Raw genomic sequence first — 11,061 nt, 5'->3', positions numbered from 1 at the left:
CCCCAAGGCACGGCCCCCAGACAGCCCACCCGGAAGCACGGCGCAGCCCCGAACCGGCACAACCGCGCGGCACTGAAGCGCCAGCGCAGGGGCTGGAGAACGCACGCGGGCCCTGGACGGTGCAAGGCGTGGAAAAGCCACGTGAGGCCGACATGATGCGCGGGCCAGGGGCAGCGACGACGCCACCCGCACCCCAGGACGCGAAGACGGCCGTGTTGCCCGCTGGCGCGGGAACCGCGGGCATGGACCCGGCGGCGCGGCGGCGGGCGCGGGCGGCCGAGCGGCGGCGGGCGGCGGCTGAGGCGAAGCGGAGCCGGGCGGCGCGGCGGGCGCCCCGTCCGTTCCCGGAGCCGGTGACACCCGCCAAGGCCGCGGGCCGGCACCGGTCGGCGCTGCTGACCATGGTGCTCACGCTGGGGCTGCTGATCGCGGCGGTCGCGGTGACCGGCGGCATGATCGCGTCCTCGATGCGGACGCGTCCGGTGACGCTGGCCGCGCCCCTGCACATCTATCCGGTCACGCAGGCGACTCCCGGGCAGTGCCCGCCGGGGACGCAGGGCATCACCGGGCAGTCCGGCATGGGGCAGACGTGCTACCGGCTGGCGCAGGGGATCGCGATCCACAAGGTCGCGGACATGCGCGTCCAGAAGTCGCGGGTGCGGCCGGGCGGGTACGACGTGGCGGTCACGCTGCGCCCGATCGACCGCGAGGCGTTCGCCGACCTGACCCGCGCCACGGTCGGACGCGACCTGGCGTTCATCGTCCGAAACCAGCTGGTCACGCTCCCCCGAGTGGACATGGCGATCACGGACGGAAACGTCGTGGTGACCGGCCCCCCGAACAAGACGGCCGCGAACAAACTGGTAGCCCAACTCAAGGGCAGGTAAGCCAGCCCGGTCCACCACACAGGCCCGCCCCGTAACGGCCTCACTCCGACGGGGCCGTTCGTATGTGCTGGCCCGGGTCGATACGCCTGCGTCCAGGGCCCCGGGCCAGGCCTTCCTGGAGCCGCTGCCCGGCGGGCGTCAGGGCGACCCGGCGGCTGGTGCGTTCGAACAGCGTCACGCCCAAGCGGCGTTCAAGCCGTCCTGCCGGTGCGAAGGTCGCCGTCCACGCCGGACTGAACATCGAGCACTTCCTGATCGGCCCATGCCACTGCGATGTCAGGTGACCCCTGCGCGGGAGCGGCGACACCGGCCGCCGCGGTGTTTCAAGGGCCGCTCCACGGCAGGGCGTCGACCTGTCAGCAACCTCACAGAGGCTTTCGAAATGGCCTCCGCCAAGGCGTCAGTTGTGCGAACAACCGATATAGGAGCTCTGCACTCTCATGACCGCTACAGACATCCGGCACCGCGCCGGGCTCAAGGAGTGGATGGGCCTGGCCGTTCTGGCCCTCCCCACTCTGCTGCTGTCCCTGGACATCACCGTATTGCACCTGGCCGTTCCTGAGCTGAGCGCCGACCTGAGGCCCAGCAATACCCAGACACTGTGGATCATCGATATCTACGGCTTCATGATCGCCGGCTTCCTGGTGACGATGGGAACCCTGGGCGACCGGATCGGCCGCCGCCGCCTGCTGCTGGGCGGCGCCGCCGCCTTCGGCGCCGCGTCGGCGGTCGCCGCCTACGCCTCCTCTCCCGAGGCGCTGATCGCGGCGCGGACGCTGCTGGGGATCGCGGGCGCGACGCTGATGCCGTCCACGCTGTCGCTCATCAGCAACATGTTCCGCGACGCGCGGCAGCGCGGGCTGGCCATCGGGATATGGGCGACGATGTTCTCGGCGGGCATCGCGATCGGTCCGGTGGCCGGCGGCGCCCTCCTCGACCACTTCTGGTGGGGCTCGGTGTTCCTGCTGGGCGTCCCGGTCATGGTGCTGCTGCTGGCGGCCGGACCGTTCCTGCTGCCGGAGTTCCGCGACACCAAGGCCGGACGGCCCGACCTGGCCAGCGTGGCACTGTCGCTGGTGACGATGCTGGCCATCACCTACGGCATCAAAGAACTGCCCAAGCACGGCCCCGGCCTGCTACCCATGCTCACGATCGGCATCGGAATCGCGGCCGGCGTGGTGTTCGTCCGGCGGCAGCGGCGGCTGGCCGACCCGTTGCTGGACGTGAGCCTGTTCGCCGACCGGGCCTTCTCCGGGGCACTGGTGAGCCTGCTCGTCAGCACCGGAATGGTCGGAGGCGCCTACCTGTTCATCACCCAGTACCTGCAGCTGGTGCAGGACCTGTCCCCGCTGCGGGCGGGACTGTGGCTGCTGCCCGCCGCAGTCGCGTTGATCATCGCGTCCCTGGCGGCCCCGATCATCGCCCGCCGCGTCCGCCCGGCCTACGTCATCGGCGCCGCCCTGGCGGTCTCCACGCTCGGCTACGCGCTGCTGACCCAGGTGGACGCCGAGGCCGGACTGCCACTGCTGGTCGCCGGATTCGTCCTGGTGTACATCGGCACCGGCCCCACCACCGCCCTGGGCACCGACCTCGTCGTGGGCTCCGCACCGCCCGAGAAGGCGGGCGCCGCCTCGGCGCTCGGCGAGACCAGCACCGAGCTGGGCGTGGCGCTGGGCGTGGCCGGACTGGGCAGCCTCGGCACCGCCGCCTACCGCGACCAGATGCCCGCCGACGCGCCCGCCGCCGTCCGCGACACCCTCGCCGGAGCCGTCGCCGCGGGCACCGACGGCGCGCTGCTGACCACCGCGCGGGAGGCGTTCACCACCGGACTCACCACCGCCGCCACCGCCGGCGCCGTCCTCACCGCCGCCGTCGCCGTCCTCGCCGTGCTCACCCTGCGCCAGGTTCGCCCCGCCGGCGATCCGGCCACCCAAGCGCCGGAACCACCGCCCCCCGAAGGCGCCCTCACCTTGAGCGGCGGGGAACACCCCACCGAGACCGCGTGACACAAGCAACGGGTGGCGATGACCAAGCGGACCGGTCATCGCCACCTCCGCGCCTATTGGATGTGTTCGGCGCCTGCCGCCAAACGGTCTCGTTCGCCGACAGTACGACGTGTGGGCAGAGACTGTTTCAGGAGCGGTGCCGCCGCCATCGCCGACGAGCTGATCGGGAGCCCGCAGTGAGCACGGACGGCAGCGCGGCAGGGCGTGCGGGCAACCTGCCAATGATCGAGGCGTTGCGGACCGCGGGTCTGCTCGATGACGGCCGCGTCGCGGACGCCATGCTCGCCGTCCCATGGCACGAGTTCGCCCCCGATATCGGGTGGCTCAGCCCCGATCGCGGGGGGCCGAGTCGAGCGGGCCCATCAGCCGCCAGGACGACCCCGCCCGGTGGTGGAGCGCGGTCTACAGCGACGGATCGATCATCACCCAACGCGACGGCGGAGCCGTGGCCGCGAATTCGGCGGAGGGCAGCCACCACCAGCCGGACCCGGCTGGATCCGCGCGCCATCACGCGGTCCGGCCCGGGAATGGCGCTGGCCGGTCGCCGTCCGCTGCCCCGGCTTGGCGCTGCTCCCCGTGGACAACGACGACGGCACGTTCTCGCTTCTGCTGTACGAGGCCGGAAGCCCGGAGAGGGCGTGGGCGTCGTGCGACTGGGAGGCCGCCTTCGAGAGCACTTCTGCATCACGGTCGACGAACAGGGCGAACGGCTTTGGCTGCGCCAATGAAGACCGCGGCATGTGCTGTCGGACGGCCCTCGGTCGTACGGCGGCCCCGGCCTCTGCGGTGGCGGGGCACGTCCTTGGGGGGATGGACGTGCGGGGGGATGTGCGACCGCAGAGGCCAGGGCCTGTCTAGGAGGGCATCGTGATGCGTTGTGGTGCCCGGTCCACGTGCGGGAGAGCGCCGGGTATGGGGCATCCCACGGCCAGGGCGGCGGCGCGTATGGTCCGCTCGTCGATGGCGATGCGGGCCCAGACGATCTTTCCGCCGCGCAGTTCGGCCCATCCGCAGCCGCCCGTCGCGAATGCCTGAACGAGAATCAGGCCCCTGCCGTGCTGGCTGAATTGTCCGGGCGACTGCAGCACCGGGCGGCCGGGGTGGTCGTCCCAGACGCACAGCTCGATGCCGACGTCGAGGCGGCTGACCCACGCGTGCATCTTCTCGCTCAAGCAGAACCGAGCCGCGTTGGACGCCAGTTCAGACATGATCTGGCACGCGTCGCTTCGGTAGGAGGTGAGCCCCCAGGTGATGAGGCTGCTCTGCACAAGATCGCGGGTCAAATAGACCGTTTCGCGACATGCGGCAACTCGCACCGCAAATTGATGGGTCTGGTCCGTTTTGTGCGTGACGGCGTCCATGGGATGGGCCTTTCGCGAATCCGTTTCTCATGACACAGACTGGCGTCGGCGTTTAGACTTTTCCCGTTTCGTTCACCGATCCCTAAATTAAGGATCATGGAATGTCGCGGCTGGACAGGCTTGACCCTGACCACAACGTGTGGCATTGGCTCGCCGTTGACCTGCGGGTTTGGCGCTTGGAGCGCAACCTGTCCCAGGCGGACGTAGCCCGGATCTGCGATGTGGATAATTCCACGGTTTCAAACTGGGAATCGGGCACCGCAAAGCTGCCTCAGCGCCGGGCCGAAACTCTTGACCGGGTTTGGAAGACTCGCGGGCATTTCACCCGACTTCGCACGCTCGCCGAGAGCAGTCATGACCCCAACTGGTTCGACCAGTACACGCAGTACGAGGAGCGCTCCGACACCATCAGCGCCTACTCCGCGCTCACGATCCATGCTCTCTTCCAGACCGAGGACTATGCGCGAGCGCTGATCGCGGGTGCTCAGATCGTCGATGACGTCGAGGGCGCCGTCGCGACTCGTATGGCTCGACAAGAGATCTTCAACCGCCCAGAACCGCCCGACGAGGTACGCCTGTACGTGCGGCAGACGGTGCTGGAGGACCCTGTGGGGGGACCGGAGGTCATGCGTGCCCAACTGGCGCACTTGTTGGACATGAGCCAGCACCGTGGGGTCGTTATCCGTGCGCTAGCCAAATCCAAGGCGACACACGCGGGCGTGGACGGCTCGTTCACCATCCTGCGGATAGGCCAAGCGGAGTACGCGTGGTCTTCGGCGGTCGGGGGCGGTCGCCTGGTATCCGATCCGGTGAGGGTCAGGGAGTACCGTCTACAGTACGGCCGGATAGGCGATGACGCCCTGTCCCGAGATTCCACTAGGAGTCTCCTGCGCGAGTTGATGGAGGCCATGAAGTGAATCCCCCCGTATGGCGAAAGTCCAGCCGAAGCGGTTCAGGCGGCCACGGCGGCGAGGACTGCGTAGAACTCGCCGTTCTCGCTGGCGTAGTTGGCGTCCGCGACAGCAAGTCCCCCGAAGCCGGACACCTCAACCTGACACATGAAGGCTTCGCCCAACTCCTCGCCGCCGTGAAGGCGGACAGGCTGAGATGACGGAGGCCATGAAGTGATCAAGTGGCGCAAGTCCAGCCGGAGCGGATCGGGCGCTGATGGAGGTCAGGAATGCGTTGAGCTGGCCTCGTTCGCCGGAGTGGTCGGTGTGCGGGACAGCAAGGCCCCTGACGTCGGGCACCTTGCACTCTCAGCCGAAAGCTTCGCCCGGCTCGTCGCCGCTGTGAAGGCGGGCGAGCTGGACTTCTGACCCAACGACCTTCTATGGAGCGGCCTCGCCCCCCGGCGGGGCCGTTCGTATGTCTGCTTGCGCTTTGGGCTCAGGGGACGTCGTAGTGGTCCAGGTACCGGCGTTCTGCCGGAGTCAGTTCGGCGGCGGGATCGTCGTGTAGCGCTCGTAGGTCGCGCGGCAGGGCCGGTAAGTGCTTCAGAGGTGTGAGCGCTCGTCGGCTCGGTGGGTTGGGGGGGTGCAGAAAGACTTCGGCTGTGCGGTGGCCGTAGGAGACGTTGAGGGTGTCGAGCCGGTAGTACCAGCCGCGTTCGGTGGTGAAGCGGTGGTTGATCTGCCAGCGCAAAGTTTGTCGGGGACGCAAGGCCAGTTGATTTCCGGCTTCGACGCGCTTCGGCGGGCCGTTCGTCTATGAGGGGCGAGGCAGCATTTTTAGGGGGTGGTAGGGGTTGCGGCCAGAGGAACCGGCTACCAGGAGGCCGGACGGGGTTGGAAGCAGGGTGGCGCGGGAGTCGTTCCAGCGGGACGGGACGACCGAGGATGTGCGTTCCTTGCCCGTGGACGGGTCGAAGGATCGCAGTTGCAGTGTGGTGAGGTGCGAGGTGAGGGTGAACACGTCCTTGCCGTCGAAGGTGATGGCCTCGATCGACTTGCGGTTCCTCTCGGTGGTCCAGAGCCGACGGCCGTCGGTGAGGCGGTAGGCGGCGAGGGCGTATTCGCCCTGGTCGGTGCGGGTGACCGCCACGAGGGTGGTGCCGGAGGCGGCGATCTTGCGGGTCTGGATGACGGCCGAGGGTGACTGGGGGGACGTGTCGATCTCAGCGTCGGGGTCGTCGGTGGGGATCGTCGCGGTGATGCGGCCTTGGGCGTCCAGGGCCATGAGGGACTTCTTGCCTCGGGCGTCCGACTCGCGGACGGCGATCACGGGCGGGGTGGCGTTGACCAGGTCTACGGTGGCGTTGCCCACTACCTGAAGGTCGGTTTTCCACAGGTCGCGGCCTGTGGACGGGTCGAAGGCGCGGACTAGTTGGCTGAAGCCGGTCGTCCGGGCGGCGGGGTCTATTTGAGTGCAGCGCTCGCCCATGAGGATCTGGTTGGACGTGCCCGCCAGCCAACCGATGGAGCAGTAGGGGGACGTGCGGGCCTTCCGCCAGAGCGTCTTGCCGTCGCGGAGGCCGAAGCCCTCGATCGCCTCGCTCGTGCGGTAGGCCCCGGTGGTGCCCGAGATGATCAGGGTGTCGGCGTCCTTTTCGAGGACGGGTTTGCCGGACGGGAGCGTCCGGTTCCAGAGCGGCTTGCCCGTGGTGGTGTCGATCGCCTGGATCGAGCCGCACTGGCCGGAGCCGGGCTCGTGGGCGATCAGGCCGACGTTGTTCTCGGACGTCCGGCTCATCGCGCACAGGGTGTCGCGGGCGGGCAGTTTCGAGGTCCAGGTCTGTCGGCCGGTTCTGGCCGCGTAGGCGGTCAGGCCGTCGAACTTGGCCCGTATGACGGTGCCGCCGGACGTCCAGACGCCCTCGGTGTCGGTGTCGGAGCCCCGGTCGTGCGGCGCTGACCAGGTGTAATTCAGGGTCGGGCCGTGCAGGACGTCGAAGAGCAGCCAGCCGGGGTAGACGCAGACCGCGGCCGCGACCAGGCCCGCGATCCACGCCGGTCTCGCCTTGTAGAGGGCGTAGCAGGCCAGGGGGGTCAGAAGCAGGAGCGGGAAGAACGAGAGGACGAAGATCAGGCCCCAGTGGTTGGGGCACGGGCCGCGCCGGGTGCCGCAGGAGCCGCCCGCCTCGGTGCCGAGGACGATGAAGTCCCTGATCAGGAGGGATAGGGCCAGGCCGCAGACCGCGGCCGCGGCCAGCCCTATGGCCATCCACTTGATCTTGGACGTGCGTCCGTCCTTCTTCGCGCGCGTCATCCCCGTCGCCCCTCCCACCCGCCTGACCAGCGACGGGAGTATGGCACGAGGCCGCGAAGATCACGTTTTATCCGGCCAAGCTGCCACCCGGGCTCAGGGCGCGCCGAGCCCGGCCCCCGTTGCCTCCTTGACAGCCTCGGCCCGGCCGCTCGAGCCGCGCAGCGGGAGCTCCTTCAGGGCGAGGACGGCGAGGAAACCGAGGATCGCGACCGGGATACCGGCCAGGAAGACGGTTTCGAGGGAGCTCGTGAACGCGTCCCGCACGATGCTCCTGACCGGTGCGGGCAGCATCTGGATGTCGTCCGGCGAGCCGAGGCCGTCGCCGGGCGCCCGCTGGATGCCGGCGGCCCGGAGCCCGGACGCGATCTCGCCCGCCACCCGGTTGCTGAGGATCGCGCCGAACGCGGCCACGCCCATCGCGCCGCCGAGGTTGCGGAAGAACGAGATGCCGGACGTCGTCGAGGCCAGGTCGGCGGTCGACGCGGCGTTCTGCGCGGCGAGGATCAGGATCTGCAGGGTCAGGCCCATGCCGATGCCGAGGACGGCGAGGTCCGCGCCGATGAGCGCCTTCGGCGAGTCGGTGTGCAGCCGCGACAGCAGGACCATCGCGATGACGACGCAGAACGTTCCAACGACCGGGAAGAGCTTGTAGCGGCCGGTCCGGGTGACGATCTGGCCGGAGCCGGTGGACGTGATCAGCATCCCGATGACCAGCGGCAGCGTCATCAGCCCCGAGGCGGTCGGGCTCATGCCCTTGGCGATCTGCAGGTACTGCGGCATGTAGATCATCACGCCGAACATCGCCATGCCGACGCAGATCGAGACGAAGGAGGCCAGCACGAACGTGCGGTTGCGGAACAGCCGGGGCGGCAGGATCGGGTCGCGGGCGGTGCGCTCGGCGACGATCGCGAGCACGAGCAGCGCGATGGTGGCGCCCAGGAGGACGTAGGTCCAGGCGGAGTTCCACGGGAACTGCTTGCCGCCCATGGAGAGCAGGAGCATCAGCGTCGCGGCGCCGCCGGTGATCGTGAACGCGCCGAAGGCGTCGATGCGGGTGTCGCGGCGTGCGGTCGGGAGCTTGAGCACCCGCTGGATGACGAGGAACGCGAGCACGGCGAGCGGGACGCACACGTAGAAGCACCAGCGCCAGCCGAGCGCGTCGGCGTCCACGATGAACCCGCCGACCAGCGGCCCGGCGACGGTCGCGACGCCGAACACCGCGCCCATGAACCCGGCGTAGCGGCCGCGCTGCCGCGGCTCGACCACGTCCCCGAGGATCACCTGGGCCAGCGCGGACAGCCCGCCCGCGCCGAGGCCCTGGCCCGCGCGGGCGGCGATGAGCTGGCCGATGCCCTGCGACAGCCCGGCGCAGACCGAGGCGACGACGAACAGGATCAGCGCGGTCTGGAACATCAGCTTGCGGCCCGCGATGTCCGACAGCTTGCCCCACAGCGGGGTCGAGGCGGTCATGGTCAGCAGCGACGCGCTCGCCACCCAGGACAGCTGGTCCTGGCCGCCGAGGTCGCCGACGATCGTCGGCAGCGCCGTCGCGATGACCGAGTTGGAGATCATCGCGGTCAGCATCGCCAGCATGAGGCCGGAGAGGATCTCCAGGATCTGCCGGCGCGTGTACTGCGGTCTCGCCTGCTCCGACGCCTCCGCGCCCTGCGACGCCACGCCCGCTTGAGCCACCCTGCCCCCATGCTCCGCGTAGCCGATGAATTACCTGTGCTTTGCATGTATCTTATGTAGGCGCTTGTTTACTTGCAACTCGAAGGATGCTGGACGCCGGGGGTGACCGGTCGACAGGATGTGGTGATGCGGCTCAAGGGCGAGACCGAACGCGCGGTGCCGGGCGGGGGCGGCGAGGGCGCCGGTGGCGCGCCGGACGCCGGTGACGCGGCGGCGCGGCGGCCGAAGCGCGACCGGGAGGCGACCCGGCGCCGCATCCTGGACGCCGCCCGCGACCTGTTCGGCGAGCACGGCTACGACGGCGTCACCGTCCGCATGATCGCGGCACGGTCCGAGGCGAACATGGCCCTGGTCAACCGGTACTTCGGGTCCAAGGCGGCGCTGTTCGGCGAGGTCCTGGCCGGCGAGTCGGTGCTGCGCGAGGTCATCGCCGGGGAGCCCGCGGGCCTGCCGCGCCGCCTCGCCGAGCACTTCGTCCGGCAGATCGACCGGCGCGGCGGCACCCCGATGTCGCGGATGCTCGACCGGTCGGCCGGGCAGCCGGAGGTCAAGGAGATCCTGCTCCACCATCTGGAGGACATGATCGTCGAGCCGCTGGTCGCGCAGCTGGACGGCCCGGACGCGCGGGCCCGCGCGCTCCTCGCGTCCACGATCATCATGGGCGGCGGCCCCGTCCGGCGCCTCCTCGGCCTCAATGACCTGCGCGCCGCCGACCCGGCCGAGCTCACCGACCGCCTCACCGCCATGTTCACCGCCGCCCTGGCCCCCATAACGCCCACCCGCTGACGCGCTTGCCCGGCTCCGCACGTCGGACGCGGAGGGGCGGGACCTGCGCGCATAGGGTGCTGACCATGAGGGTCGGGGGCGCGTTCCGCGCGTGGTGGGGCAGGACGGGGCGTGCCGCCCGATGGGCCGCGGCCGGGACGGCGATCGCGCTCGCGGGCGGAGGCGCCGCGTGGGGTGTCGGTGCCACGACGGGGCGCACGTCCCGGCTCCAGACCTCTGAGCAGCGCATTGCCGTGGTCGACGGTCCGCGCGACGATCAGCGCGTCACGCTCGACACCACGTTCTACCGTCCGGCCGGACGTGCCGAGGTGCCCGCGATCCTGCTGGGCCACGGGTTCGGCGGCAGCAAGCGGGACGTGGCGGGCGAGGCGCGACGGCTCGCCCGCGCCGGTTACGCCGTGCTGACCTGGTCCGCGCGCGGGTTCGGGCGCTCCGGCGGCGAGATCGCCCTCAACTCCCCCGACTACGAGGTCAAGGACACCCGGCAGCTCATCGACTGGCTGGCGCGACGGCCCGGCGTCCGGCTCGACGGGCCCGGCGACCCGCGCCTCGGCATGGCGGGCGGATCGTACGGCGGCGCGATCGCGCTGATGACCGCCGCGTACGACCGGCGCGTCGACGCCATCGCGCCGATGATCACCTGGCACAGCCTCGCGGACGCTTTGTTCCCGGACGCCGCCGCCGGGGCGGGTCCTTCGAGCGGCGCCTTCAAGAAGCTGTGGGCGGGCCTGTTCTTCACCGGCAGCGCGGGCCGGACGGCGTGCGGGCGCTTCCTGCCGTCCGTGTGCGCGATGTACCAGGAGGTCGCGGAGACGGGCCGTCCCACGGCGACGGCGATCGAGATGCTGCGGCGGTCGAGCCCGTCGTCCGTCGCGGACCGGATCAGGGTGCCGACGCTGCTCGTCCAGGGGCAGTCCGACTCGCTGTTCCCGCTCGACCACGCCGACGCCAACGCCCGCGCCATCGCCCGCAACGGCGCGCCCGTGTCGGTGGTCTGGTTCCAGGGCGGCCATGACGGCGGCGCCCCCGAAACCGAGCGGATCGAGGGTCTGGTGCGCGACTTCTTCGACGCCCAGCTGAAGGGAGTGGGGGCGTTCACGGGGGGCCGGTTCACGGTGACGC

The 11,061-nt window shown here is 70.2% G+C and carries 12 protein-coding genes; 7 read left to right on the top strand and 5 right to left on the bottom strand.

Annotated elements, in window-relative coordinates; all coding sequences use genetic code 11:
* The first annotated feature begins 128 nt into the window (after window positions 1-128).
* Window positions 129-887: a hypothetical protein gene (locus E1264_RS32925; protein ID WP_132179753.1), complete on the top strand. Its 759-nt coding sequence runs from the start codon at window positions 129-131 to the stop codon at window positions 885-887.
* Window positions 888-927: 40 nt separating this feature from the next.
* Here E1264_RS32925 and E1264_RS45640 read toward each other — a convergent pair whose 3' ends face one another.
* A complete protein-coding gene (locus E1264_RS45640; RefSeq protein ID WP_132179751.1) occupies window positions 928-1,128 on the bottom strand; it encodes a LysR family transcriptional regulator in 201 nt (66 codons plus the stop codon).
* A 199-nt stretch (window positions 1,129-1,327) separates the two neighbouring features.
* Here E1264_RS45640 and E1264_RS32915 point away from each other — a divergent pair, with 199 nt between their 5' ends.
* On the top strand, window positions 1,328-2,893 hold the full coding sequence (locus E1264_RS32915) for an MFS transporter (RefSeq protein WP_132179749.1): 1,566 nt from the start codon (window positions 1,328-1,330) through the stop codon (window positions 2,891-2,893).
* 854 nt (window positions 2,894-3,747) lie between these two features.
* Here the strand turns inward: E1264_RS32915 and E1264_RS32910 are convergent.
* On the bottom strand, window positions 3,748-4,254 hold the full coding sequence (locus E1264_RS32910; RefSeq protein WP_132179747.1) for an ATP-binding protein: 507 nt from the start codon (window positions 4,252-4,254) through the stop codon (window positions 3,748-3,750).
* Between the two features lie 101 nt (window positions 4,255-4,355).
* On the opposite strand from E1264_RS32910, the gene E1264_RS32905 reads away from it, so the two are divergent.
* Genes E1264_RS32905 through E1264_RS32895 form a run of 3 tightly spaced genes read left to right on the top strand, consistent with a single transcriptional unit; the run spans window position 4,356 to window position 5,573 of the window.
* On the top strand, window positions 4,356-5,171 hold the full coding sequence (locus E1264_RS32905; protein WP_132179745.1) for a helix-turn-helix transcriptional regulator: 816 nt from the start codon (window positions 4,356-4,358) through the stop codon (window positions 5,169-5,171).
* On the top strand, window positions 5,168-5,365 hold the full coding sequence (locus E1264_RS32900) for a DUF397 domain-containing protein (RefSeq protein ID WP_132179743.1): 198 nt from the start codon (window positions 5,168-5,170) through the stop codon (window positions 5,363-5,365). Before E1264_RS32905 ends, E1264_RS32900 begins: the two co-directional genes overlap by 4 nt.
* A gap of 13 nt (window positions 5,366-5,378) precedes the next feature.
* Window positions 5,379-5,573, top strand: a complete 195-nt coding sequence (locus E1264_RS32895) for a DUF397 domain-containing protein (protein WP_132179741.1) — start codon at window positions 5,379-5,381, stop codon at window positions 5,571-5,573.
* Window positions 5,574-5,643: 70 nt separating this feature from the next.
* On the opposite strand, the gene E1264_RS32890 is transcribed toward E1264_RS32895, so the two are convergent.
* The 3 genes from E1264_RS32890 to E1264_RS32880 all read right to left on the bottom strand — a co-directional run bounded on the left by E1264_RS32890 (window position 5,644) and on the right by E1264_RS32880 (window position 9,153).
* Entirely contained in the window at window positions 5,644-5,916 is a 273-nt protein-coding gene (locus E1264_RS32890) for a hypothetical protein (RefSeq protein WP_132179738.1), read from the bottom strand.
* 45 nt (window positions 5,917-5,961) lie between these two features.
* Window positions 5,962-7,461 carry a PQQ-binding-like beta-propeller repeat protein gene (locus E1264_RS32885; RefSeq protein WP_132179736.1) on the bottom strand — a complete coding sequence of 500 codons (1,500 nt, stop codon included), beginning with the start codon at window positions 7,459-7,461 and terminating at the stop codon, window positions 5,962-5,964.
* Window positions 7,462-7,554: 93 nt separating this feature from the next.
* Window positions 7,555-9,153, bottom strand: coding sequence for an MDR family MFS transporter (locus E1264_RS32880; protein WP_243711310.1), 1,599 nt, complete (start codon window positions 9,151-9,153; stop codon window positions 7,555-7,557).
* A gap of 102 nt (window positions 9,154-9,255) precedes the next feature.
* Between E1264_RS32880 and E1264_RS32875 the strand changes: the two genes are divergently transcribed.
* Window positions 9,256-9,939 (top strand): TetR/AcrR family transcriptional regulator, encoded by a 684-nt coding sequence (locus tag E1264_RS32875; RefSeq protein WP_243711309.1) that lies wholly within the window; start codon window positions 9,256-9,258, stop codon window positions 9,937-9,939.
* A 65-nt stretch (window positions 9,940-10,004) separates the two neighbouring features.
* Window positions 10,005-11,061, top strand: a 1,057-nt coding sequence (locus tag E1264_RS32870; RefSeq protein WP_132179734.1) for an alpha/beta fold hydrolase, incomplete at its 3' end; no start/stop codon positions are given.

Source organism: Actinomadura sp. KC216 (assembly GCF_004348535.1).
GTDB lineage: Bacteria > Actinomycetota > Actinomycetes > Streptosporangiales > Streptosporangiaceae > Spirillospora.
The sequence above is the reverse complement of the archived record's forward strand: the minus strand, read 5'-3'. Positions and strand labels throughout refer to the sequence as shown.

What these genes read in the sequence shown, in the direction of transcription:
- E1264_RS32915 (WP_132179749.1), top strand. Translation starts at nt 1,328, where the DNA reads ATGACCGCTACAGACATCCGGCACCGCGCCGGGCTCAAGGAGTGGATG.
- E1264_RS45640 (WP_132179751.1), bottom strand. Translation starts at nt 1,128, where the DNA reads ATGTTCAGTCCGGCGTGGACGGCGACCTTCGCACCGGCAGGACGGCTT.
- E1264_RS32885 (WP_132179736.1), bottom strand. Translation starts at nt 7,461, where the DNA reads ATGACGCGCGCGAAGAAGGACGGACGCACGTCCAAGATCAAGTGGATG.
- E1264_RS32905 (WP_132179745.1), top strand. Translation starts at nt 4,356, where the DNA reads ATGTCGCGGCTGGACAGGCTTGACCCTGACCACAACGTGTGGCATTGG.
- E1264_RS32910 (WP_132179747.1), bottom strand. Translation starts at nt 4,254, where the DNA reads ATGGACGCCGTCACGCACAAAACGGACCAGACCCATCAATTTGCGGTG.